The sequence below is a fragment of the Nocardia sp. NPDC041819 genome, from assembly GCF_055590505.1.
Window position 1 is genome coordinate 270,257 of record NZ_JBVJAP010000007.1, and the last position, 24,400, is coordinate 294,656.

23 protein-coding genes and 2 pseudogenes are annotated in these 24,400 nt (G+C 63.2%); 12 read left to right on the forward strand and 13 right to left on the reverse strand.

Annotated elements, in window-relative coordinates; translation table 11 throughout:
* From ACZ6DL_RS21690 to ACZ6DL_RS21720, 7 genes are all read right to left on the reverse strand, one after another.
* A complete protein-coding gene (locus ACZ6DL_RS21690) occupies window positions 1-315 on the reverse strand; it encodes a WXG100 family type VII secretion target (RefSeq protein WP_466053579.1) in 315 nt (104 codons plus the stop codon).
* Window positions 312-830 carry a YbaB/EbfC family nucleoid-associated protein gene (locus ACZ6DL_RS21695; RefSeq protein ID WP_466053581.1) on the reverse strand — a complete coding sequence of 173 codons (519 nt, stop codon included), beginning with the start codon at window positions 828-830 and terminating at the stop codon, window positions 312-314. The genes ACZ6DL_RS21690 and ACZ6DL_RS21695 overlap by 4 nt, the downstream gene beginning before the upstream one ends.
* A 159-nt stretch (window positions 831-989) precedes the next feature.
* Entirely contained in the window at window positions 990-1,763 is a 774-nt protein-coding gene (locus ACZ6DL_RS21700; RefSeq protein WP_466053583.1) for an ESX secretion-associated protein EspG, read from the reverse strand.
* Window positions 1,764-1,876: 113 nt separating this feature from the next.
* The gene (locus tag ACZ6DL_RS21705; RefSeq protein WP_466053585.1) at window positions 1,877-3,076 is read right to left on the reverse strand and encodes a WXG100 family type VII secretion target; all 1,200 of its coding nucleotides are present in this window, start codon (window positions 3,074-3,076) and stop codon (window positions 1,877-1,879) included.
* 9 nt (window positions 3,077-3,085) lie between these two features.
* Window positions 3,086-3,532: a hypothetical protein gene (locus ACZ6DL_RS21710; protein ID WP_466053587.1), complete on the reverse strand. Its 447-nt coding sequence runs from the start codon at window positions 3,530-3,532 to the stop codon at window positions 3,086-3,088.
* A 72-nt stretch (window positions 3,533-3,604) separates the two neighbouring features.
* Window positions 3,605-4,282: a DUF3558 domain-containing protein gene (locus ACZ6DL_RS21715; RefSeq protein ID WP_466053589.1), complete on the reverse strand. Its 678-nt coding sequence runs from the start codon at window positions 4,280-4,282 to the stop codon at window positions 3,605-3,607.
* Window positions 4,283-4,797: 515 nt separating this feature from the next.
* Window positions 4,798-5,202, reverse strand: a complete 405-nt coding sequence (locus tag ACZ6DL_RS21720) for a hypothetical protein (protein ID WP_466053591.1) — start codon at window positions 5,200-5,202, stop codon at window positions 4,798-4,800.
* 764 nt (window positions 5,203-5,966) lie between these two features.
* Here ACZ6DL_RS21720 and ACZ6DL_RS21725 point away from each other — a divergent pair.
* The 6 genes and pseudogenes from ACZ6DL_RS21725 to ACZ6DL_RS21750 form a co-directional block, all read left to right on the forward strand.
* Window positions 5,967-6,458: a hypothetical protein gene (locus ACZ6DL_RS21725; protein ID WP_466053593.1), complete on the forward strand. Its 492-nt coding sequence runs from the start codon at window positions 5,967-5,969 to the stop codon at window positions 6,456-6,458.
* Between the two features lie 885 nt (window positions 6,459-7,343).
* Window positions 7,344-8,081 carry an exonuclease/endonuclease/phosphatase family protein gene (locus ACZ6DL_RS21730; protein ID WP_466053595.1) on the forward strand — a complete coding sequence of 246 codons (738 nt, stop codon included), beginning with the start codon at window positions 7,344-7,346 and terminating at the stop codon, window positions 8,079-8,081.
* 1,247 nt (window positions 8,082-9,328) lie between these two features.
* The gene (locus ACZ6DL_RS21735) at window positions 9,329-9,868 is read left to right on the forward strand and encodes a hypothetical protein (protein WP_466053597.1); all 540 of its coding nucleotides are present in this window, start codon (window positions 9,329-9,331) and stop codon (window positions 9,866-9,868) included.
* A gap of 8 nt (window positions 9,869-9,876) precedes the next feature.
* Entirely contained in the window at window positions 9,877-10,902 is a 1,026-nt protein-coding gene (locus ACZ6DL_RS21740) for a site-specific integrase (protein WP_466053598.1), read from the forward strand.
* Between the two features lie 1,006 nt (window positions 10,903-11,908).
* Window positions 11,909-12,067, forward strand: a complete 159-nt coding sequence (locus tag ACZ6DL_RS21745) for a hypothetical protein (protein WP_396982732.1) — start codon at window positions 11,909-11,911, stop codon at window positions 12,065-12,067.
* A gap of 150 nt (window positions 12,068-12,217) precedes the next feature.
* Window positions 12,218-12,497 (forward strand): annotated as a pseudogene (locus ACZ6DL_RS21750) (FGGY family carbohydrate kinase); the annotation flags it as partial.
* 260 nt (window positions 12,498-12,757) lie between these two features.
* On the opposite strand, the gene ACZ6DL_RS21755 reads toward ACZ6DL_RS21750, so the two are convergent.
* On the reverse strand, window positions 12,758-14,056 hold the full coding sequence (locus ACZ6DL_RS21755; protein WP_466053601.1) for an endo-1,4-beta-xylanase: 1,299 nt from the start codon (window positions 14,054-14,056) through the stop codon (window positions 12,758-12,760).
* Between the two features lie 541 nt (window positions 14,057-14,597).
* Window positions 14,598-15,839 carry an MFS transporter gene (locus ACZ6DL_RS21760; protein ID WP_466053603.1) on the reverse strand — a complete coding sequence of 414 codons (1,242 nt, stop codon included), beginning with the start codon at window positions 15,837-15,839 and terminating at the stop codon, window positions 14,598-14,600.
* Window positions 15,840-16,188: 349 nt separating this feature from the next.
* Between ACZ6DL_RS21760 and ACZ6DL_RS21765 the strand changes: the two genes are divergently transcribed.
* The 3 genes and pseudogenes from ACZ6DL_RS21765 to ACZ6DL_RS21775 all read left to right on the forward strand — a co-directional run bounded on the left by ACZ6DL_RS21765 (window position 16,189) and on the right by ACZ6DL_RS21775 (window position 18,036).
* Window positions 16,189-16,626 (forward strand): nitroreductase family deazaflavin-dependent oxidoreductase, encoded by a 438-nt coding sequence (locus ACZ6DL_RS21765; protein WP_466053605.1) that lies wholly within the window; start codon window positions 16,189-16,191, stop codon window positions 16,624-16,626.
* A gap of 235 nt (window positions 16,627-16,861) precedes the next feature.
* Window positions 16,862-17,556: pseudogene (locus tag ACZ6DL_RS21770) on the forward strand (SDR family oxidoreductase).
* A gap of 24 nt (window positions 17,557-17,580) precedes the next feature.
* Complete coding sequence (locus tag ACZ6DL_RS21775; protein WP_466053606.1) at window positions 17,581-18,036, forward strand: nuclear transport factor 2 family protein; 456 nt, start codon at window positions 17,581-17,583, stop codon at window positions 18,034-18,036.
* Between the two features lie 351 nt (window positions 18,037-18,387).
* Here the strand turns inward: ACZ6DL_RS21775 and ACZ6DL_RS21780 are convergent, their stop codons facing one another.
* The gene (locus ACZ6DL_RS21780; protein ID WP_466053608.1) at window positions 18,388-18,651 is read right to left on the reverse strand and encodes a hypothetical protein; all 264 of its coding nucleotides are present in this window, start codon (window positions 18,649-18,651) and stop codon (window positions 18,388-18,390) included.
* A gap of 173 nt (window positions 18,652-18,824) precedes the next feature.
* Window positions 18,825-19,202 (reverse strand): hypothetical protein, encoded by a 378-nt coding sequence (locus ACZ6DL_RS21785; protein WP_466053610.1) that lies wholly within the window; start codon window positions 19,200-19,202, stop codon window positions 18,825-18,827.
* A 58-nt stretch (window positions 19,203-19,260) separates the two neighbouring features.
* Between ACZ6DL_RS21785 and ACZ6DL_RS21790 the strand changes: the two genes are divergently transcribed.
* Both ACZ6DL_RS21790 and ACZ6DL_RS21795 read left to right on the forward strand, forming a co-directional pair.
* A complete protein-coding gene (locus ACZ6DL_RS21790; protein WP_466053612.1) occupies window positions 19,261-19,464 on the forward strand; it encodes a hypothetical protein in 204 nt (67 codons plus the stop codon).
* Window positions 19,431-19,934 (forward strand): thioesterase family protein, encoded by a 504-nt coding sequence (locus ACZ6DL_RS21795; protein ID WP_396982200.1) that lies wholly within the window; start codon window positions 19,431-19,433, stop codon window positions 19,932-19,934. The genes ACZ6DL_RS21790 and ACZ6DL_RS21795 overlap by 34 nt, the downstream gene beginning before the upstream one ends.
* A 1,109-nt stretch (window positions 19,935-21,043) precedes the next feature.
* On the opposite strand, the gene ACZ6DL_RS21800 is transcribed toward ACZ6DL_RS21795, so the two are convergent.
* Together ACZ6DL_RS21800 and ACZ6DL_RS21805 are read right to left on the reverse strand one after the other, a co-directional pair.
* Window positions 21,044-21,817: a hypothetical protein gene (locus ACZ6DL_RS21800; protein WP_466053614.1), complete on the reverse strand. Its 774-nt coding sequence runs from the start codon at window positions 21,815-21,817 to the stop codon at window positions 21,044-21,046.
* Window positions 21,818-21,969: 152 nt separating this feature from the next.
* The gene (locus tag ACZ6DL_RS21805) at window positions 21,970-22,830 is read right to left on the reverse strand and encodes an IclR family transcriptional regulator (RefSeq protein ID WP_466053615.1); all 861 of its coding nucleotides are present in this window, start codon (window positions 22,828-22,830) and stop codon (window positions 21,970-21,972) included.
* Window positions 22,831-23,152: 322 nt separating this feature from the next.
* Between ACZ6DL_RS21805 and ACZ6DL_RS21810 the strand changes: the two genes are divergently transcribed.
* Entirely contained in the window at window positions 23,153-24,379 is a 1,227-nt protein-coding gene (locus tag ACZ6DL_RS21810) for a DegT/DnrJ/EryC1/StrS family aminotransferase (protein ID WP_466053617.1), read from the forward strand.
* Window positions 24,380-24,400: the final 21 nt, after the last annotated feature.

Consider the following 24,400-nt stretch of genomic DNA (forward strand, 5'->3'; position numbering starts at 1 on the left):
TCACGGCCTGATCTGGTTCACTTTGTCGGCGGTTGATTGATCTTGAGCCTGCACCTTGTCGGCGATAATGACGACGCTGTCACCGAGGTTGGTCAGTACCTTCGCCAGGCCGTCTGTCCCCTTCAACCCATCGTCGGCGCCGGGTACGTAATCCTTTGCGAAGGATTGCCCGATCTTGTCGTCCCCCCAGCACGTTCCTTCAGCGTCAATGACCCGCCGCAGATCCGCAGCCGCCGCTTTCACTCGATCGGCAACGTTCACGAAGCGAGGGTTGGTCGTGCGCAACGCCTCTGGATTGACGCCAAAGTCGCTCATGGACGCTCCTCCAGATAGGAGGCATTGCGGAAGTACTCGTCTTCGTCTGCGTCATCAACTTTCGGCCGCTTCGGCTTTGACGGCGCAGGGCTCGGCTGCCGAGGAACGACTGACTTGAACAAGTCCTTGACGCTCGGGGCACCGGGAATGAGGTCGGGGAGATCAGGCATGCCGTCCACCAGATCCTCGATAGGACCGAGAGCCCGCTGAGACTTCTCGGCGGCCAGTCGAGCAGCCAGTTGGGCGGCTTCGGTGAAGGACCGGCCGAGCTTCTCCGGCGTCGAGCGCTTGAATGCCTCCGGGATCACCTGCACCTCGATGGGGATTCCAGCGATGTTGCTCACCACCCGAACCAGCCGATCGGACGACCATGCCTCGGCCGTGGTCGACGCCAGGCGGGACTGCGCAGCGACGAACCCCTCGCGCTGGCGCTGCAGCTGCTCAAGCATCGAGTCGACCTGCTCCCCTAGCCCGCTGCTGTGTGCGCCGAGAGGATCCTGCTCGATGCCACCCATTCGTGCTCCTCGTGTCCGAAATCAAGTCCGTCAATCTATTCCGACGCAGCAGGCCGCCGATCGGTTCCATTGGATCGCAGTTGGTTTGGCGGCGTGCCCGCGCAGACGCTGTCGCACGCGCAGCCGTGCTTGCGGGTTACCGCAGGCCCAGCCGGACGGCTACCACCTGGCGCGCGTGTCTTCTTGCAGGCGTTGCAGGGCGCGCTCGATCCAGATCGTGAACTGGGTGGATAGCTCCTCCACCGAAGCGGGGCCAACAGTGACTTGATCTCCGCTGCGCCGTTCGATGTAGCGGCCATCGTTGGTGAGGTCGTGCCACTGCAGCTCATATATCGGCCGAGACACCACGTTGATAGGGCCGGTGAGCAGGCTGGCGCTGCCCCCGCCGTCGGCTGGACGATGGAGCAGGCGCTCGTACCTCTCTCGGGGGCTGGCGCGTGAGACGTCTTCGAGATGGCTGCCAGTGTGAGGCTGCAGGTCTCGGATATCGAAGGTCGCCAGCTTATGCTGGCCCGCTTCGCGAACGGGGATCGACTTCGCCACGTGCGCGGGGAGATTCTCAGGGTTGAACAGGCGCAGTCTGATAGGTCCGTCATGTTCGACACTGGCAGTCTGGTAGAGCGATACAGCCTGGTACTTGGTCCGCGCACCCACGATCCGGTACATCCGCACGCTGCCGTCGCGGCCCTTGTGTTTGGTGGTGCCGCCGAGTACTTCGATGCGCAGATCTGAGGTCGTCAGCGTGTCGACAGCGAGCTGGATTCGCTCCAGCTCGTCCCAGGAGTAGCGCTCCCGCACGGCAACCCGGTGCGCTGCGAACTCGTCTCGAAGTGCGAACCGGCTTCGGTAGTGCAATGGATTGGGGAAGCGATCGTTGGCGTCGCTGTACCAAAGCGCAGCGAAGTCATCTGGTTCCCAGGTCCATTCATCCATCCCATATCCATTCATTCACATCGCAATGCCCTCCCAAAGTGCATGCACTGCGGCGATGTTCTAGCGCGGCGTCGGCGTTGCGAAGCTGGGGGCTCAAAGAAGGGCGACAGCGATCAGATCTCAGTAGAGTCGGGCGTTGCACTCACCTCTGCACTTTCGTCCTCGTCTGCGGGGAGGCCGACGTACTGCGGGTCCCGGCCGATAACTCCCGCCGGTATGGTCCGCGGCAGCTCCCCGATCAGCTCAGCGGTGTTTTCCTGGTTGATCAGGTAATCCGGGGTCTTATGCGTGGACTCCTCATCGGACTTGCCACGACCAGCCCCACCCATTCCCGGGACCATCCCCGGCGTGCCAATACTTCCGCGACTGGCTGCCGATGGGCTGACCGCGGACGTGTTAGCACTTGGTCTGGGAGTGCCCGGTGCGTTGCTTCCTGGGATCGGAGCGCGACTTTCGGGACTACCCGGAACCACAGAAGTCGGCGTATGCGGCGTGCTCGGAGAGAGCGTGCTGGTCGGCACCGTACTCGCTGGGGTTGTAGTCGGAGAGGCCGGAGTGGGGGTGCCTGGGTCGGTCGCCGTCGGGTCGTAGCCGGTCGGCGTGGTGGCAGGCGCATCCGAATCCGGCTGCTGCGACGGTTCGTCTGTAGCAGGCAGGTCCTGCGCCTGATCAGTTGGCACACTGGGCGAACCCGGATTGTCTGGCGCGCCTGGATACGATGGGCTGAAGCTGCTGTCAACCGTCGGACTGGGACCCGGAGTGAACGTCGGAGTGTCGGACTGTTGGGTCGGATTAATCCCCGACGGCAGCACTGGCACCTGCGCGTCGTAGTCGGCGAAACGGCTGACGTAGATGCTGTGCATGGCGTCACGGGCGCTCTGCTCGGCCTCGTTGCGGGAGCGCTCTTCTTCAGCAGCACGGGGCGGCCAGACATTCGCAGTCCATGAGTGATCGGCATAGCCGGGGATCGCATTACGGGTATCAACGATGGCAGCCGCCGATTCATTGATCTTGTTCGACAGCTGCGTCAGCATCGGCTCGAGTGTCCGCACGGCGTCGGTGTACCGCTTGATCGCGTCCTTGGCAGCCTCAGCCGCCGAGCCTTCCCACGCCTGCGAGATCGAGCTGATGACCGAGCGCGCGAAGGTTTCCACCCCCTGATCCCACATTGTCGCGGCATTGGAATACTGCACTGCGGCGTTGTAGGCGTTATGGGTGTTGAGTGACTCGAAGGCGTCCTTGATCTCGCGGTGCGACCAGGCACCGGTGTACTCGCCGTTGCCTGGGATCTGCTTCGGTTCGTTCTCCTGCATCGACGACCGTCACTCCTTCGCGAAGGGCACTGAGAAGATGCGCTGCGGCGCGGGGGATTGCGGCGGCAAGGTTGCCTCCAGCTCGCGGTAGCGCGCACCCCACTCGGCATCCTGCTGGCTGTAGCGCTCCCGAATCGTGCGGAATAGATCCTGGATGTCCTCGACGACCCGGTAGTGGGACTCCATCACCGCGTACACGCTGTTCTGGGAGCCCCGGGCCTTCTCGCGATACCGCTGGACCATGGTCTTTCCCGACACCAGCTCGTTGCCACTCTTGCTTCGGTAGTGCTCACCGAGGCCCCAGGTCTGCTGCTGCGCGATGTCGGTCATCATCTGCTGGATATCGCGAATCTTGGCCTTGAAAAACTCGCAGTCGCGATCGACGTAGACGAACTGCTCCGGATCCATCCGCACCAGCAGCCGGCCGTCGCGTGCTTCGTTGACGAAGTTCGCCAACGGCCGAGGTAGGTTGTCATCTCCGCTCAATGATCCAGCCTCTCTATCAGTGAGTCCTGCCTGCCGACGCAGTCACGCCGTCGCGGGCATGGTCGGCACCACTTTCGCCGCGAGTGTCCGGGCGAGATCACATGCATCAACGCTTCCGGTGTCACGGTTGGAGGTCGGGTTATTGAGGTTGAACTCCAGGCTGCCGCCCCGCATCGACACGTCCACAGTGCAGGCTTCCTTGACGAAAGGGCCATCGAACTGCCGGGTGGATATCGCCTGACGGTCGGCAATGGTGAACTCCTGCGCCTCCGGAAGGTTCCTGGCGCGCACGGCATCGACAGTCAAGTTCGTCGTTCGGATGCTCACCACGTAGCCGTTCGATCGGCCGTACCGACAGCCGCGCCACTTGACGCCACCCTCTGCCTCTGCATCCGCTTGCCCCCTGGGCGTGAGGTTCTCCGATGTCAGAACGCCAGCCGGGATGTCTTTGCACGGGTCGAACCCTTGCGGTACCCCCGCTGCGAGTGATGGCACTGTCGTACGAGCGGGACTATCTGGTGGTGTGTCACCGCTGCTGTCGGAGGACCCGCATCCGACGAGCGACGCGGCAGCAAGGATCGCCAGACTGGCAATGCACGATGTATCGCCGCGTGTCATGTGGCTCCCCTCACGGCCGCGGCGCACTGGTGGCGGCAGGTGGATTGGATCCGGCACCGTGCTTCCTGTTGGCTGCCTCGGAGCACCGTACCGCGAGTCCATTCGCACTTGCAAGCACGCCTAGAGCACGTCGGTCTCGCGGATATGCGCTGCTGCAACATGTTTCATTGATGCGAGCTGCCTACAAGCAAAGCCGGTGCACCGCCATGGTGCCGTTGACTCCGAATACACTTTGGACGTAGTCCATGGCTGGCACACCTCCGGTCCTGTCTGAAGGCTTATGCAAGAAGGCCGACGCGATGCCCGACTGAAAGACCCGACTCGACCGCTTGTCAAGGTCCGCGCTTCGCGCTGACCTCAGCCCTGTGGTTCGGTCCGGCCGATTTGGACCGATCGACGGGGTCTCGTCAGTGGGACAAGTTTGTGGCACCAACTCCGCACGCATGGCTGGGTCTGCCTTCTTCAGCGTGTCCAGTTGCCTCGCCTTGACGCTGCAAGGTGTCTCGGGAGTTTGCAATGCGGCCGTCGGTACGGGTACGGACGGAAGAGGTGAAGTTCGGCGGCGTCCGAGCTGCTCGGCTGGCTCACGTTGCAGGTCGTCGCATACCGCTTGGTGATCAGTGTGGTCGGTGGAAACCGGGCGATGCGACAGACAGACGCAACGTGTCGTCACGGTGGGTCAGGGTGAGTTCGTACCAGTCAGAGGTGCGGACGTTGGCGAGGATTCCGTCGGCGTCGGCCGACAGCGTCACCCGCCAGCCGTGCTGCTCCCAGATGCGGACAATGACGGGCGGGTAGATGTCGGCGCGGTCGAGGGCAGGTGGGTCGAGGAAGTAGCGGGCCTTGAGCCGGTCGACCTGGTAGATGTTGCCCGCGTCGTCATCGAACGGCAAGATCGCCTCTCCGTCGAGGCCCTCCTGCGGGCGGATGCGCATCTGCCCGCCCAGCGCGGCGAGCAGCTCGGCGACGAGGTCGCGGATACGCTCGCGCGCGCAGCGTCCTCGGTGAGTTCGCGGTTCCAAACGACCGCCCGCGCCGCCCAGGGCAGGGACATGCTCGCTTGCCGCAGTGCATCCGGTGTCGCGGGCGCGGCAGTCTCGGGTGAGTGGTCACGCTCGAGCTGGAAGCCGTTGCTCATCAGTTCGTCGAAGGTGCGCGCGAACTCCAGGGGCCGCTCCATATGGCCGTCTGCCTCCCAGCCGATACTGCCGCCGGGCAGGTCGGGCGAGACGAAGTAGCGCGTATCGCCCGAGCCCTTGGCGATGAGCATCCCCCTATCGCCCGGGACATTCTCGCCCGCGTCCCAATTGTGCACGGCTCGGGCAAGTTCAGCACGGAATAGGTCTGCATGGCCCGGGGCTGGGTGGGGCCATAGGAGATCTCATCGAGATCGGTGAAACCCGCGCGCATCGTAGTGAGGAACACCCGTAGCGCCTCGGGCAGCGCATCCCAATACGGCGGCAGGTCGGCGCCACCCACGAAGAAGTCGCCCACGCACTCGCAACACTCACCAACGAACCCCACCCACTCGACCGCGGACCCACACAAACACCGACACAGCCCGTAACCTGCACCCGTCACCCGTGGACCTACGACAGGTCTCTACGGTGACTTGCCAGGCCCCCTCCAACTTGGAGCCCCATCCTCTGAACTGACGTGTCCGATCCCCCGCCGAGGTGAGCTGAGGACGCCAGATCTTCGCCAGTCGGCGTTGTGGTGGCGGGTTCTGGTCTCCGAGGCTCGGATCGCCCCTAGACGACACCTCACGAGGGGCATACTCCGTGGAATGACCTCGAAGCCGCCCGGGACATACCCACCGGACGAGGATGCACTCAAAGTTCTCCTGGGCTGGTATGCCTCCGAACGCTCTGACGGAGCGTCGTTGATGACGGCAGGTTTCACCCAAGTCACAGGCATGCTCGCATACGTCGGCGTTGTAACCACCCTCGTGGGAAAGGCGCCACCACCGACGCCGTTGGTCATCCTTGCCGCGCCGATTCCAGCGCTATTGCTGCTGGTCTTCTACACCGTTCACAGCTTCAACCAAGGACTTCGGGCGACCTCGGCGCGCACCCTCGAACAACTGATCTACCCAAGCTTGAACGGATATGTCACCAGCCAGCCACTCCCCGGTCACCATAGGAGACTGCGGCCCACACGGTTCCACCGGAACCACGAAGTCGACTTACGTCGAGTCGCCATCGGCCTGCACGCTACAGAACTGTTCTTCAACGCCTCGCACGCAAACCGTTGGCACGCCGCGCTACTGACATGCTAATACCTACTCGCCGCAATAGTAGTCCTCGGATTCACCGGCATCCTCGACACCGTCGGACTGTACGCAGTATTCGGGCAATCCGTCGCTCACGACTGGACCGTGATCCAATGGACCCTGCTCTGGACGGAGTTCGGAGTCGGGATCGCGCTGGCCATCCTCTTCGCTTGTTTCACCGCATCGGGCATACGTCACCGCAACCGCGCCGAGGACGCCGCAGTCGTAGTCATCGCCAATGCTGGCACGACGCCACCTCCGGACCCAGAACCCATCCCCTCAACCGCCAACCAACAAGCCACCGAACCGGCGCTCGCGCTACCGTTGCGGCCGCGACAACGATGGATGAATCTGCCGCAAGCGCTACACGACTACCTCCTAGGATCGAATCGCTCGCGATGACGACCTCGTGACCGAGTCAGCGACAATCAGAACCGTCGGGCATAAGCATTCGGATGCCCGGATCCGGCGAGGAGTTCGACGGCGCAAGGGATGCCGACACGGACCCGCGATGTTCGTCCGCGTACGTATCGCGTCGCACCCTACGTCACGGGCAGAAGCAGCCCGCGAACGCCGAGATCGTTGCGGAACCACCGGCGATAGCGCAGATTGTCCTGTTCACTTATCGACGGCTACGCCGCTACCCATGATCAACAGCTGGCGGGCGATAACCAATCGTGGCCCTTGAACCAGGCAAACCGGTCCAGGGCCGCAATCAGGGGTATTCGTACCTGAGCGTTCGCTCGGTAATTGACATACCAACTGTATGCGAAACCCTGCGAGGCATACAAACTCGGGCCGAACGACTCAGCCGACGGCAAGCCGGTCTGCGACGGCGTGTCCTGAGCAGGGTATCGATTCCGGCTCAGTGGGTTGTGCTGCAATATAGCTATGGGCACGCCGCCGGTCGATGTTCAGCAGCAAGCGTCTCAGCTGGGTGCTGCTGTAGCCGCCACGATCCCTGCGGCGACCGCTGACAATCTTCCTCATCGGCAGCTGGAACCTGCGCATGTTCGGCAACCTCAGCCGCACCTGGCAGGCCACCTCCACCGACTCCCCAAACGTGACTGGCGTGCGGTCACCCTCATCGCCGAGGTGATCTCCCGCCTCGACGTGGTCGCCCTGCAAGAAGTCCACCGCAACACCACCGCCCTCCCCTTTCTTCTGGAGCAACTCGGCCAGCACTGGCACGTCATCGCCTCCGACGCCACCGAAGGCGACGCAGGAAACGACGAACGCCTCGCCTTCGTCTACAACTCCCCCCGCGTCCAACCCTCCGGCCTCGTCGGCGAAATCGTGCTACCACCCATCGCAGACACGCCGGCCCGCCAATTCGCCCGCACACCCTACGCAGCCAGCTTCGTCCGCGGCACGTCCGAATTCATCCTCACCACTGTGCATGTCCTGTGGGGCGACAATCCGGCGCAACGACTGCCGGAGGTCACCGCCTTCGCGCAATGGATGCGCTCATGGGCCGACCGCAAAACGGACTGGAACGACAACCTGCTGGTCGTCGGTGAAAAGCTGCGGGAACTGTCCGGCGTCGGCCATCTGGTGCGGTTGGGCGGAGCTGATGACCACGATCCCGTTACCCGGGGTCTCGTTCGCCGGGTGCGGCGGCGAAGGTAGTGCGTTCGAGGGTGAGCCGGTTCTCGATTTCCTACAGAGCTAAACAAGTGCTGTTCTGGACCTCGACGTACGTCAGGTCCGCTGCGGCCGCCCGGTGTACCGTTCGAGATATGGCAGGCCAACGGGACCGTGTGAAGATCACGGAGTTGCGCGACGAGCGCGGCCACCTCGTGCGCCTCCCCAGTGCCATACTGCGCTGCGGGCTACCATCGGGATACTTCGATGAAGATGCGCGCGCCCGGGAGGCTGCTGCCGCCGCGGCGGCTTTGGCACGCTACCCCTCCGAGGAGATCGTGGCCGCTCGGGCGTGGTCGGGCGCAATCACCGCCGGGCCTGGACAAGGCGATGGATGCAGAAGTCACGTGAGCGCGCGGCGGACTGAGCACTCCCCTGCGGCCTCGCTACTGTCCCGCTTACAGAGGTTCGCTCAAACAATGTTCGCTGCCGTCGCATCCATCTCAACTCGACTGGCGACAGACTCCGGTTGAGCGCCAGAGACGTGGACTGCATCGACATCCGGACCACGACCAGCGTCTCTTCAGCTGCGCGAATGGATCCTTCGCCGCGTGATCTGCCGTCCCCGACTTCCTGCCCCAGGGCTGGCTCCTGATAGGGTTCGACGCCTTCTCGCCAGCCAGCGTCTACATCCATGCCGCGTGTGCAGGCTCCGACTGGCTTGCGTCCCGCCGTGATGCCGGGACCTACGAGGGCGACACGAACGTGCCTGTCAGGTCCTGACATCCGGCCAAGTACTCCCCTCTTGCGCAGAGCAAGTCGGCCCACACCGCGCTGACGGCACACCGGATCAAGGAGAAGTTGCACATCATTGCGCAAGCACGCGGCTCGTCGGAAAGAACCCGTTCGTTAGTTTAGAAAGAGCTGCTAGAAACTCGTCTCATCGAATTGCTGAACATTCGCGAACTAGTCAAATTTCTTCCAACTCGATGACCTTGAACTATTGACAGGAGTACCGGCGTGTAGCAATGCTGAAACTGTGTCAGGGCAGCATGATCCGACTCCGAACAGCTGTAGGAGTAACTACAGCATCGGCATTCGGCTGTCCGCCTGCTCTCGGGGTCATGCCCTCCGCCCCGGCCACGCTGATACCGATGAAGTGGCGATCGCCTCGTCAAATCAATCGCATTGCGGGGCAGCGTGTTTCGTCAATACTCGCAGTTGCACATTCGTGTCCCGTGCCCGATATCCGGCGACCCGCTTCGTACACGGAGTACGTGTATGGTGAAGCCATGTACACGAAAAGTGTGCAGAAATGGGACAATTCGGGTGTCCGAGTCCCCCTCCGGACATTCAATGACACGGTTCTGTGGCAGATTTGCCACAGAACCGTGTATTTTTTGGCCTTTAACCAGGGTCCGGACCCGTTTTCGGCGGCAAAATTGCCGCGCGGTGGTGTCATTGAACGGCTCGGACACGGCCCCGGTGTCGCTGTGGCTGACACGAAGGATCCGCCGCCGTGGCTGCGCGCGGGCCGGTATCCGTTCCCCGTGACAGAGCATGTCCGACCGGATCACATTCAGCCCGATGACCTGGGTAAAAGTCGTCACGGTGGATCTGCCTTGAAGATCTTGACCGTGCTGTGGCGAACATCGGATGATGGACACCTGACAGTGGTGATGGTCACCGCGAGCCGTGAAGTATTCCCGGTTCGAGCCGGTCGGTCGACCACCCCGGTCCAGCGCAGTCGGCGCTGGTGCCGTCATTTTCCCGAGCGTCTTCCAGCCAATCAGCCCTGCCGTTGCAGGCACCGTCACTTCGCCTCGTATTGAGGAGCACCGTGAGTTTCGACGAAGTCCCCACCACACCACCCCCGCTCCCCCATCAGCCGCCGGTACTCGACCGCAGCGCCGGCGATGCCGGCCGCTCACCGGCTGGTTCTCCCCGGCTCGGTGAGTACATCGCCTGGGTGCGTACGAAGGTCCCGCCGAAGACGCTGAGGACCTACGACTCGGCATGGCGTGCGGTCAGTCAGGTATGGGGCGACCGAGTGTTGAGCGAGCCGACGACGAGGGAGATAGAAGAGCTGATGGATGCGCATCAGATTCGTTCTCGCGCTCGCGCCAACTCCCGTGGCGGAGGGGCAGCCGCGGAGAATCTGCTGTCGGCGTTACGGCACATCTACAAGCACGCCGAACGCGACAGACTCATCGATCCCTCCAGCAATCCAGCGGCGGCAGCAAGGCTTCCAGGCCGACGCGCCGGCAAAGGCGATGTTCTGACCAGCGAGCAGCTGCGGGAAGTTCATCGTGTTGCTTCTTCGACCGGTGATGACCCCGAGCTGGACGAACTGATCGTCATGCTGCACATCCAAACCGCGAGTGACCGGCAAGCTGTCATCGATCTGGCGCTTCACGATCTCGACCGCGACAACTGCCTGGTGCGGCTACGGACGCGCGGCGGCGGGTTTCACTGGCATCCGGTTTCGCCCCGTCTGATGGCCGCTCTGGGAAGGCATGTCGAACGTCGCGGAGGTGTGAACGCTACACATCGCGTACTGCGTAAACGCAACGGGCGCCCGATCAGCTACAGGCGCTACGACGGGTTGTGGAACCGCGTCCGCGAGAGCCTGCCGTGGGCAGAGGAGTTGGAGGTCACCACCTCCTCGATCACTGAGACCGTGCGTGTGCACGTCCGCCAGTTGTTCGGGGAGACGGTCGAGCGGGTCTATATCGGCCAGCACCACGACGACACCGCTGTCCTGACCCACCTGCGTGGTGATGTCATCGAAGCACTCATGACGATCACCGGCGAACCCCACCCACTTGCCAGGACCAAACGGTCCCAGGGGTCACCGGGTCGGTGAACGAAGTTGCTCGCAGGAGAGTGGGGTATCAGGGGTGGTCCACCCTGGATGAACAGCTCAAACAGATCGACAAGCTCATCGAGAGCCGATTCCCCCGCCGCCGCGCCACCGAAATGCCGCCGATTATGCTCGGCACCGGCCCCTGCTCGGCACCGAATTGCTCTCCGCCGCTGGCGACTCAGCGGCCCGCCTGTTCCACCGCGTATGTTCTGGGCAGCGGTCTGCACAATGGTGCGCCACGGTCGCCGCAACGTCCCAAAACGAGGTGGTAGGAGCCGACGGGCAGCGGCAGCGAGTGGTGCAATGTGAACAGCGCGAATAGTTCCCGAGACGGTGCGCGCCGTGCGCGCCGACACGTAACGGGTGCGCGAAGACGCCGAGATCGCCGTCGTGGACTGGACGACCGTCCACCTCGCCCACTCGGTGGATTCGCGTCTGAGCAAGCTTCGACGATGGATGCGCCCAACGACAGTGACTGGCTGGCCGTGTCTTGAGTGGTGACCGCGGCGCTGCTCGAGCACGGGCTTGCGGCGAGGACGGCAACGGTCGCGGATTGGGCAGATCCAAGCGCCACGATCGTCCGGTTCTTTCACCAAGTCAATGTGGCGAGGTCGCCGGCAACGGTTGGTCGACCAGATCCAACTGAACACCGGGAACATCGTGACCCCCCTGGCGGTGACTCGACGAGCCGACCTGACCAAGGTTCAATGGGCCCGGCTCGAAGCCGCTGCTGCCGTGCCCGGCCTAGCCCGGACGACCCTCCCGGTACAGCAGACGCTAGCTCATCGACGGCATCCGCTGGCGCATCCGGGTCGGCGCACCCAGGCGTGACATCCCCACCTGCTATGGATCCTGGCGAGCGATCTACGCGCTGTTTCCGGCGCTGGGCTCGCACTCGACCGAGGGCTGCACACCTCGCGCATCACCACTGGACGGGGTGATGGAAGATCCGGACCGCGCGGCCTGGTGAGCCGGGTGGGCGGCGGCATGGTCAAGGCTGTAGATCGTGAAGAGGATCGGCGCTGGCGCTGAGACCGCCGAGGAGTGTGTCGACGAGGGGGCGGATCTGGGCAGGGTCGAGGGGTTCTCGGGTGAGTACCACCCTGAAATGCATTGGAAAGAGCAGCATTTCGAGGGCATCGACATCAGCACCGCAACCCAGTAGGCCACTCGGTCCAGACGAGACTGGACCGACTATCTCGCTGCCCGCACCGAGGCAGGAAACCAATGACCCGACTCGACGAGGGGGCGAATGCTGCGCCATTCGAACACCGACTCGTCACCAGTCGATCAGGGCCTTAAATCCGGCACAAAACTGCGAGCAGCAATTCGGCAAGTGGCGGGCCTTGACGACGTCTCCGCCCTGTCGATCGGCGGCAACAGCACGGCATGATCTGCCTGGACGCCGACGGCCGCGTGATCCGGCCCGCCCTGTTGTGGAACGATACCCGCTCCGCCGAGTCGGCCGACGATCTCATTCGTCTCGTGAACTCGGGGATGGTGACAGGACAGTCGGCCCACGCCGCTGGGCGGATGCCGTGGCCACCGTTCCCGTTGTCTCGCTGACGATTATGAAGCTGCGGTGGCTCGCCGACCAACTTACTCGGGTCGATAGGCTCGGCAGAGGTCATCGCGTGAACTTCTCCTTCGCTGAGCTTGGCGGTTCAAGAAAAATCACGCGGTGACCGCCCGCCAACCGTGGCAGCGCCAGGAGTCGGTGCGCAGCATTGCGGTCCTGGATGTCGGCGGCGGTCACTGGTTGCCGCTTCGTGTGATGCCTTCACCTGCTCCAGGCCGCAATGCTGGTCTCGACACCGTGCCACAGGGTCTCTGCGGCGCTATCCGTCCATAGCGCTCAGTTCAACTTCGACAGTGCCCAGTTGAGCTCGAAGAGCAGACCTTGCCCATCTTCACGCGACAACTTTCCGCTATCGACCAGGTCCTCCGCGAACTTGATCGCCGACTGCAACTTCGAGGCGGCAATCTTACTATTTTTCTTATCCATATCGAGCTGCTTCACAATCGAATCGAGCTTGTTCGTCAATTCGGCAGCTTGGGTTGCATCGAGAGCGCCGGCGTTCACGAGTTTTTGTACATCCTTCTGGACCGCCCCCAATGCTTGCTGCGGTGAAGCCCACGCATGATTTGCCAGAGCTGCCCAGGTAGCGAAGAAGGCCGGCTTCGGATTGTAGTCCTCGTCGAACATCAATGGTTTGGCGCCAGGAACCCATGTATAGGCGTGCTTGTCGGTGAAGCCCCAGAAACTGATGTCCCGTATGCCCGCCGCCAGCGCCTCGGTGATGACGCTTCCGTAGATCTTTCCCTGTTCGACGTTGCTGTTTGCGTCGGGAGTCAGATGAACGTCCATTTCGGTGATGGCGACTTCGAGGCCGAGTGCCCGGTAAGAGTTGACCATGTCGGTGATCACTCCGGAAGGGGGTCCGACCTGTGTAAGATGCATTTCGAGGCCCACTCCGGTGATCGGAACCTTTTTGGCGACCAAATCTGAAATGAGATCATGCAGTTCCTGTCGCTTAGCCGGATATGATTCGACTAGAGACTCATTGAGAAACAGTTTTGCGGTGGGGGCCGCCTCATGTGCGATGCGAAACGCCTCCGCGAGGTAGTCCGGTCCCAGGACCTGGTAGAAGTAGTTTTGCTGGAGGCCGGTGCCGCCGAAAGTGGAGAATACCTCGGTAGCGACATCCCACCGATCCACCTTGCCGGCGTACCGAGTCATGATTGTTTGGAAGTGCGTTTTGATGATGGCCCGCAACTCGTTTGGATCCTTGATCTGCTCAAGCCAGGGCGGATTGAAAGCTCCTGAGATGAGACCGTGGCCCTTCACTGCCATGTGGCGCTGTCCCGCGAAGTCGACGATCCGATCCAGCTTCGTGAAATCGAACGCGCCTTGCTGCGGTTCCACATTCGACCACTTCAGTTCGTTCTCGGGTGACAGACTGTTGAACTGCTCCGACAGCACCTGCGCGAACTGCGGATCATCGAGATAGTCGGGATTGGTCGCTCCAGAGCCGATCAGAATCTTCGCCTCGCCGGCCGGTTCTCGGAGGCGCAAACACAGAACTGATGCATCAGCCGGCGCCGGAAGATACGCACCAGCGAGAAGTGTCAGTGCGGCGGCGACTGCGGACACACTTGTTCGTAGGAATCTGCGGCGATGAGATACTCGTGGCCGAGCGTGTGTACTGTCGTAGGGCAGAACTGCAATCATACTTGTTTTCCTCATTTCTCGACTCTGGACTCGATGGCACCATTGGATTCGATGAGTGGGAAGGTGCCGGACACCCGCGCGTCGAGAGGGCCGTCGCCGACTACCGAACTCCACTCTCCGAAGTCGAAGCGGATCGCCAACCTAATGCGGTCGAACTCGGAGGAATAGCTTCACTTCCCGCTCACCGGGAGATTCGCGCCGATCCCGCGGAACGAAACGCATTCCGGCCGCCGGGCTCAAGGCTGCTGCGCTCTGGGTGCGTATCGCGCCGCTGCTCGGTCGGAAGCGCTTGCCGGTGATCGCGGAAAACAAGACCACAGTCACGACGGGTCGTGGTGACTCATTGAACTGAGGCTCGCGGTTCCCGTTCGAGGCAAACCGAGGTTGCTTCTGCGCGATAGGTGGCGGTGGCAGGCGATTGCCAGAAGTATCAAGGCCTTCGCGTGACGGTACCCGGATGCGGTTACAGGGTGGCAGTGGTGAGTGAACGGCCGGGCAGAGCGTCCCTTTCGGCTCGTAGCACTATCAGCGCGAGGCAAGTGCTGACACACAGGATCGCCGCCACGAACACGACCAGTCCCGGCCAGCCGTGCGCGGCGAAGGCGAGTCCGGCCAGGCCGCCGATCAGTGCGCCTCCGAGGTAATAGGCCAGAAGGTAGAGCGACGACGCGCCGGAGCGATTGTTCGTGGTTGCGCGAGCGGGCACCCATCCACTCGCGATCGAGTGGGCGGCGAAGAAGCCGGCAGTGGTGAGTGCGACACCGATCAGAACGATTACCAGCGAATTCGGCAGAGTGAGTGCGATTCCCACACCCATGACGCAGATCGCGGCAAGCAGCACGCGCCCGCGTCCGAAGCGATCGCCGTAACGCCCGGCGATCACAGAAGATGCCGTGCCGGCCAGGTAGAGGAGGAACACCGATCCGACGAGCGAGACCGGCAATGAGAACGGCGGGCCGAGCAGTCGGTAAGCCAGAAAATTGTATACCGCCATGAAGGCGCCCAAGAGCAGGAAGCCGAGCCCGAAGAGGCATCGCAGGGTGCCATCTCGAAGGTGCTGGATCTGCGCCGAGGCGAGATGTCGCATCGCGATCGGTCGCGGGGTGAAGTTCTCCGACGCCGGAACCTTGCAGGTGAAGACGATTGCGAAGAGCGCGGCCAGGCCGGCGACCAGTTGAAACGCCCAGTTCCACGTCATGACGTCGAGACCTATCGTCGGTATGAGTCGACCGGTCAAACCACCGAACGAGGTGCCGGCGACGTACGTTCCCATGGCGGCACCTATATCGCGGCCGTCGATCTCCTCGACCAGATAGGCCATCGCCACTGCAGGTACTCCCGCGCACAGCAGTCCTTGCAAAGCTCTTCCGGCGAGGAGTGTTTCGAAATTGGGGCTCCACGGCAGGAGGAGTCCCACCCCGGTGCTGGACAGTGCGGAGAACACCATCACGGGGACTCGCCCGAATCGCTCGGACAGTGCGCTGGCCGGCACGATCGTCAGCGCGAGCAGAGCAATCGTGACGGACAGTGTCATCGCCGAGAGCGTCGGAGAAACGGAGAACTGCTTGGAGAAGACAGGAAGCAAACCCTGGACGTAGTACAGCGTCATGAAGTTCGCCATTCCCGCGGCGAACAGCGCCAGCGTTGCGCGGCGGTACGCGCCGCATCCTGCACGGTGGCCGCTCGTGCTACCAGGGCTTTCCATCAGCGGTGGCCGAACCGGGCGATGGTGCCGAGTTCGGAGGTCGCGCTCCTCCAGGTGATCACGGGGCTTCCTTCGGTTGGTCGGACGTCCGGGGAGCCGAAAGTAGCGTCATGCACTCGATGATGGACTGGTGCTTCCCGATGGACGGGATGCCGACGCCTGCTCTGCCCGCGTCCGGTGATTCGGCGAATCCGTCCCGGTGAGTGGGAATTCCGGTCTGGATCGGATGCGGCACCCCTACGGTGTGCACACCGATTCAGTCGGCTCGTCATCTTGCCGGACCTGGTTTGCAGTGTCGGAACGATATGGAGTGGCCGTCGGAATGATCTTCGATGAGAGGAGTTCACCTGTGCGTATGACCGGTCAGTACGAGCCGAGCCCCAGTGAGTGGGTCAGTGGCCAGGTGGCGAAGTACGAGACCAGTAACGGCGCTGAGGCGAACGACCTGCAAGGGATGCCGGTGGTCATTTTGACGACCGTCGGCAGCAAGACGGGCAAGCTGCGCAAGACGCCGCTGATGCGGGTGGAGCACGATGGCAGATATGCGGTGGTGGCCTCGAAGGGAGGGCTCCCGACGCACCCTGCCTGGTACTTCAATCTGCTCGTGAACCCCGGTGTCGAGCTTCGCGACAAGGATGTAGTGAAGGCCATGGTTGCCCGCGAGCTCGCCGGTGCCGAGAAGGATGAATGGTGGCGGCGCGCGGTGAGCGCGTATCCGCTGTACGAGGACTATCAGAACAATACCCGGCGACAGATTCCCGTGTTCCTTCTCGAGCCCGTGGAATGAAGCGCAGAGCAATCTGGTCAGCTGCCCGACCAACGTAGTTCGTTACTTATAGGCTGACCGCCGCCTCGCAGCCAGCTCACCAGAATGATCGACACCGGCCGACAAACACCGTTCCGGTGACCGAAACACGGGCCGATTCGCCGCCAAGCCGCGATTTAACGTCGGCATCCTCAGTGAAAGGACAACCACACAGCTCGACGGGAAAGTAGCTCTGATCACCGGCGGAGCGCGCGGAATGGGTGCGGAACATGTACGACAGTTCGCCGTCCAGGGTGCACGGGTCGTGTTCGGTGATGTTCTCGACGAAGAGGGCAACGCGCTGGCCGCAAAGATCGGTGCCGATGTCCACTACGTCCACCACGATGTGACCAGCGAGGACCAGTGGGCCGCCGCCGTCGCCGGGGCGGTATCGCGCTACGGCAAGCTCGACATCCTGGTCAACAATGCCGGCATCATCCGGTTCGGCAAATTGAAGAGCAATCACCGGACGAGTTCCGGAAGATCGTGAAGGTCAACCTCTTCGGAACTTGGCTGGGGATCAGGACGGCCGCGCCGGCGATGTCGGACGGCGGCGCGATCGTGAACATCTCCTCGATCGAGGGCTTCACGGGCGCGGCCGGACTGTCCGCATACTCAGCGAGCAAGTTCGGCATCCGGGGACTGACGAAAGTTGCGGCCCAGGAATTGGGTTCGCGCAATATCCGGGTGAATTCGGTACATCCGGGCGGCATCGTGACACCCATGAACACCGAAAACGTGCCCGATCTCGACCCCGACACGCCGTTCGTCCCGACGCTGCCGATCGCCCGCTGGGGCCGCCCCGCCGAGGTGACCAGCGCCGTCGTCTACCTCGCGTCCGACGCCGCCAGCTACTGCAGCGGCACCGAACTGCTCGTCGACGGCGGCCTGCTGACCGGCCCCGGCTACTGACCCGAACCGAGAAAACCCCGCCCCATGACAATTCACGCAGACCGCGACCACATACTCGATGTGGTCAACACCTACGCCTACGCTCTCGACGAACGGGCTTGGCCGCAGCTGGACGACGTCTTCGCCGACGAGGCCGTCGCACGGTATGCCGGTCCCGACGGCCCCCTGCTCGAAGGTCGCCCGGCTATCATCGAAGCGATCCGCTCGTTCCTTGACGACTGCGGACCCACACAGCATCTCCTCGGCAACCACCTGATCGAGTTGGATCACGATATGGCGCGCTCGAAATGCAAGGCGAGAGTAGCCCATTACGGCGCGGGTGATCGCTCCTCGCTCATCCCATACGAATGCTTCGGCATCTATCACGACGAGTTGCGGCGCACGCCACAGGGCTGGCGAATCACCGACCGCGTCTTCAACGTGTACCTCGCGACCGGCGATCCGGCCATCCTCGGATCAGCAATCCGCGCGGAGGCATAGCAATCGGCGGGCAGAACATCTAGCACAGGCGCCGAATTCCGTGGGCAGCCACACTATTACCCAGTATGCAATACCGAGCCCTCGTTCACGCCGGAGCGAACTCGAAATCTGTGCCGAACTCCCGAGATCAACTGCAAGCTGTTCACCGACTCGGTTGGCGTGGCACAAGCAACGCACCTGACCTACGAGGTCTTACGGTGATCCGATGACCACTGTCAACGTCAGTGAGATCACTGTGGGTATCGAGTCCTTCGGTGACGACGCCGCGCCACTCGTCCTGCTCGCGGGCGGGACGACAATCCTTCTGCCGCCCCGCCGATGATCAGCGGTGGATGTATTGCATTCGCATGTTCACCAGTCCTGCCAGGGGACGATCGTCCGCAGCGGTCCGGTCATCAGAACCTCCTCCGCGGTCGGATGCGGTGCACTGAATCCTGTCGCCTCCCATTCCGTTTCGCGTTCGGCGATTGCGTGCGTCGCGACGACGGGATCGGCATCGAGGTACAGCAGGCGGATACGCAGGGATCCGGACGCGTATTCTTCGGCAGTGCCGCCGAGCGGGAGCGTCGGATGGTTCTGCAGAGTATGCAAGGAAAACGTCCACGCACCCGCCACGCCGGGACAGTCCAACAGCCCGGGGATGCCTACTGTGTCCTGCCAGTGGAATTGATCGTGGGTTTCGGTCGAATGCGGCTCCCGGAAGCGGCTGAGGGTTATGTGCAAACCGCGGTTCGGGCGAAACGGTAGCGCATCGGCCGAAACCCGGACCCGCGGCGCAACGTAACCTTTCACCGGTGGAAGGCCAGCAACGGCCTGTTCACCCCGGGCAGAATCGGCCCTCTGCCCCACTGGAACGAATCCTCACCCAGCTTCGTCCAAGCGGCAATGCTCTCCTCATAGGGCGCACGAAACCAGTACATGGCCACATAGTCGACGCCGGCGAACGCTTCGGTCGGCTCGGACCCCAGAGCCGCGTACTCAGTCGGCCGGGCCCATCGATCGCCCCAGGCCACGCCGGGCAACAGCAGATTCTCCGGGCGATGATCCAGTTGATGCCACTCGTTGTATTCCCGATGCCCACCTGGATCGGTCAGTTCGATGAACGAAAAGAAAACCCGCTCCGAGAACAACTTATGCCTCCATTCATCACCGAAGCTCACCGTCACCGGTGCACCTGGCAAAGCTATGCCACCCCCACAGCGCCGACATCGAGGATTCCACTCGATGAGATGCTCCGACAAGATCGCGTACCTGGCCGGACACCTTGTTGCTCATTCGTCTCTTTCGTCGCTGGTGTCGACGACGGTGCAGCGGGACCGGCGGCGGGGCTCGCAGAATTTCAGCCAGTGGGACGCGGTCGCGCTCGGGCTGGTCGATCCCGCACTATTGCGGACATGGCATCTGCGCTTCCAACGCTCGACCAGGTAATGATGTTGCCCGATCCGGTCGAAGGAGTAGTCACCGGTGACTTCATCGACATGAACGGGCACATGAACGTGGTGCACTACCTGGACTGGGGTTCTCGAGGAGCGGACGCGCTGGTACGCGTTGCCGGGATCGACAACGGCTATCGGTCCCAGCGTCGGATGGGCCTGTTCACCGCGGAGCATCATCTCGCGTACTACCGCGAGCTGCGCATGGGCGACAAATTCTCGGTACACGCGCGGGTACTCGACCGCAGCGACAAGACCGTGCACATGATGACATTTCTCGTCGATCAGTCAGCCGGACGTCTGTCGAACACGCTCGAAATATTGCTCGTCCACGTCGATCTCGACCATCGCCGAGCTATGGCGCTCCCGGACGATATCGCCGTAGCATTGGATCACCACATCACCGACTCCGAGAATCTGGGCTGGGCAGCGCCGACCTGCGGTGCGATCCGGATACGCCACTGACGTCTGGATATCGCGAGTCGCCCACGGTCGCTTCGTAGATGTCAGCGCAGGACGATGTGCTGTTCTAACTCCGCGCGATGTGCTCGCGGGAGGGCTCGCGCTTTGGGGCCGCACGGTCCGCCGGCGCAGTGCATGCGTCACTACGTGCACCTCACTTCCGGGCGGGAACCAGGCTTCGGAACATGGTCGACCAGTACCGTGCGGGTCCCGCACATCAGGTCGAGTCATATCCGTCCTCTCGCTCGGAGCGATGATGCCCGCTGGCCGACGGCGCGGCGGGCTGAACGTATGACCGTGGCGTTATCGATACGGAACAGCAGTTGCGGTCGCGCTGTATTACGAACCCGCGAATATCGATCCAGCGACCATCATGCTCACCGAGAAGAAGTGCACCGGCAGCTACGCTCACACGGTCGCGCATATCCGTTCAGTGAGATAACCCGCATAAACGGGCGGTCTGCGATGTTAGAACCGAAGGCAATGAATTTGCCGCCACCCGGTTGCGAATCCGGCAACGAAGCCGACCACAGCAGCCATCCCGCGAGCTGCGCCACAGCGTGCACGGAAGTGGCGGACCCCACGACGCAAACGGTGAGAACACGAATGTTTCGCACAGACCAGCCGACGAGCAATCCCGACACCTCGCGCGAGTCCCCCGACCGACTGCTGCACGTCTTCACTCACGAGATCCTGAATTATTTCGGTAAATGCCCGAGCTGCGGCTACCACGCCGAAGCTCGCACTCTGATCAAAATTTATTTCGATTATAATAGGAGCACGGAAACGTATGCGACATGCGGTCTCCCCTGCGGCTGGCAAGGACTGGTGCACCCCGCCATTCCCCCGTTGTGACTCCGCTGGCCGGAATGCGGCTCGTCTTTCGTGTCAAACATCTTCCGCAGCAATCGGCGAACGAAGCGGACCATCGTCGCCACAGGAAGGGTCGACCACGCCCACCGGCCGCCGGTGTGCCTCGTCAGGTCCGTCGAGTGCGCGGTTCATCCGCCGACGGACTCTGCATCCGTCGGCGGTTCGCTCGAGCCACCAATGGTGCGCGGTAGCGTTTGATACCCGCGTCGGAGACGCGAACGACGCGCCAACGCCGGATGTCACCAGTCCCGGAAGGGAACGATGGTCCGAAGCGCGGTGCTCATCAAGCATCGAGCTCCGGCCGCCGCCGAGGAAGGCAGATCACGGGCCGCCGACGTCTGCGCGTCGTGGATTCGCGCGACCGTCTCCAGCGGTTCGCCGTCCAGGTAGACCAGGCGTATTCGCATCGATCCCACGGAATCGTCGCGAGCGTCCCGGGGACGCATCGTCACGTGCTGGTGATGATCGAACGAGAATGTCCACACACCTGCGACCCCGTCCAACGACAGCAGTTGCGGAATCAGGGACCGATCCTCCCACCGGTGGTGTTCGTGAGTGTCGTCGGAACGCGCTTCGGCATATCGGGTCAGCGTCAGGTGCAGGCCCTGATTCGGCCGGTACGGCAGAACGTCCGCTGAAACCAGTGCGGGTGCGGCAACGTAACCCTTGACCGGCCGGAAGAATCCGAGCAGCGAGCGGTGCACCCCGGGGATAAGCGGGCCGCGACCCCACTCGAACGAATCGGCGCCGAGATCATTCCATTGACGGACCGACTCTTCGAACGGGTCCCTGAACCAGTACATCGCCACATAGTCCGTCCCTGCATGCTCATCGATGACGGGACCGGTACGAAACTCCTCTGGTCGTGACCATCGATCACCCCAGGCCACCCCTGGCAGCGCCAAGTTCTCCGGCCGGTGATCGAGCTGGTGCCAGATGTTGTAGGAACGGTGCTCCGGCGCACCCGCGTTCTGCAGTGTCACGAAAGAGAAGAAGACCATCGGGAATCCCATGCCCCCACACAACACGATTCGTCCAGCAGGACCGGTCGCGGTTTCGCTGAGCGGGAGGCTGCCGCATCGGAGCGGCAGCCGCTTCGACACCGAGACCACGCGATCACTGGTGACTCGCGCAACATGCCACCGTAGGAGCCGCCCAAGACGGATCAAGAAGGCAGACCTGACGGAGAACTGCCAGTTCGGAGTGTTCCTAGCCGATGCCTCCGGCCACGGTCATGCGCTGGAGGGTCACCGACCAGCCGCGGACGCGGTGGCGGTGCGCCGACTGCAGTCCGCCAAACATTCGCGGCGCCATTGCGGACCTCGGTGATCGCGATCTCGAGGCGCAGGCTGCGGGTGGGACCGCACAGTGAGAGCGCGAATCGCCCTTCCCCGTCGTCGGTTCCGATCGAAGCGGCCACCACGGTGACGCCCAGCGCGCTCCCCTGCGCGTCCACCGCCACACCGCCGCGGTCGTGGATGCGCTGGAGGTCGTGCTCGAGCTGCCGGAGGGTTGCAACGCTGTAAAGGGTGACGGCGTCGCCGAAGTCCAATGCGGGCCACTCCTCGCGCGGCATGGCCGCCAGCAGCGCCCGGCCTGCGGCGGTACGCACCACGGGCTGGCGGGCGCCGACGCTCCATTCGGTGCCCGTGGCGGGCCACAGCCCGACACGCTCGAGGTGCAGGATTTCCGCGCCGGTCAGCATACTCAGATGCGCGGTCATGCCGGTGCGGCGGTGTAGTTCGGTCAGCACCGGCAGGGCGGCGCGGTGCACGCTGCGCTGCCGGGTGAACTGGGCGCCGAGTTCGAACATGCGCAAGCCGAGGGCGTACTTGAAGTCGTTGCGCTCCACCCAGCCCAGCTCCACCAGCCGCTGCAGGATGCGGTGCGCCGAGGACCGGGGCAGATGCGAGCGGCGCGCTATCTCGGCGAGGGTCAGCGGCCGTTGCCCGACGAAGGATTCGAGCAGCGAGGCCACCCGGTCGATCATCGCCGTGGGTGCCTCATCGATGTGCGCCGTTGCCATGAACACCTCCCGCCGACCGAAGTCAGCTTCTGCCTATCTGTCAGATTGTGACAGATGTGAGTGTAGGCACACCGGGCTCAGGGTGTAAAGCAGGTCACATCCCGATTCGAGCGTGCCGGGGTGCCATCGGGAGCGGAACCCGGGGCGTCCATTCAGTGGAAGAAACAACGGAGACGCGGTTGCGCCCGGGTCAGACTGGCTGCGTCGATCCGAAGCCGGACCGGGCGGAACAGGCCGGGAGCATGCCGAATTGCGCCCACCGGCCGCGATACGACGGATCGATTCCCGTCCGACTTCCTTCCCCACCCCGAGGAGAGCCACCGTGACCAGGGTCATCTATGCGCGCAGCGTCCACGACGACGCCGAAATCAACGCCTGCCTGGAAGTGCTGCGCGGTGGTCCCTACGCGCTCAAGATCGGCAAGAACGTCGCCGAGATGGAGCGGCGCACCGCCGAGCTGTACGGCAAGAAGCTGGGCCTGATGTGCAACTCGGGCTCCTCCGCGCTGTACCTGGCCCTCGAGCTGCTGGACCTGCCCAAGGGTTCGGAGGTCATCACCTCGCCGCTGACGTTCTCCACCGATGTCTCCCCGATCGTGCGCGGCGGCTGGATTCCGGTGTTCGTCGACGTCGAACCGGACACCTACAACGTCGACGTCCCCGCGATCGAAGAACTGATCACCGACAAGACCAAGGCGATCCTGCTGCCGAACCTGGCCGGCAACGCCCCGGACTGGGACGCGATCCGCGACATCGCCGACCGGCACGGCCTGAAGGTCATCGAGGACTCCTGCGACTGCATCGGCACCACGCTGCGCGGGACGAGGACCGGCAGCCGCTCCGACATCACCGTCACCAGCTTCGCCATGGCCCACATCATCACCTGCGCCGGTCAGGGCGGCATGGTCTGCGTGGACGACGAGAAGCTGCGCGACAAAGGGCTGATGTTGCGCCGTTGGGGCCGCCGCTCCGAGCCGCACCTGTTCGGTTCCCAGGCCGCCCGCACGGGCCGCGTCTTCCGCGAGGATCTGGACGGCGTGGCCTATGACAACGACTTCGTCTTCGATGTGCTGCCGTGGAACTTCGAGCCCTCCGAGCTGGGCGCCGCCTTCGGCCTGGTGCAGCTGTCCAAGCTGGACCAGAACTACCGCCGTCGCGGCGAGATCTTCGAGGCGTTCAACGGCGCGTTCGGCAGTTACCCCTCGCTGTTCCGGCTGCCGCGGCAGAACCCGGAGTTCCACACCGCGTGGCTGTGCTACCCGGTGACCATCCGGGAGGACGCCGGCTTCGTCCGCGCGGACCTGCAGGGCTACCTGGAGTCCGCGGGCATCGATACCCGCACCGTGTGGAGCGGCAACGTTACCCGGCACCCGATGATGCGCGGGGTCGAGTACCGGATCCCGGCCGGCGGGCTGCCCAACGCCGACGAGGTGTTCGAGCGCGGCATGTCGCTGGGCATGAGCCACGGCATGAGCGACGAGGAACTGAACCACGTCGTGGCCCGCGTTCACGACTTCGCGCGCCAATACGTGCCCGCCCCCGCCCAGTGATCCGACGGAAGGAGACGACGC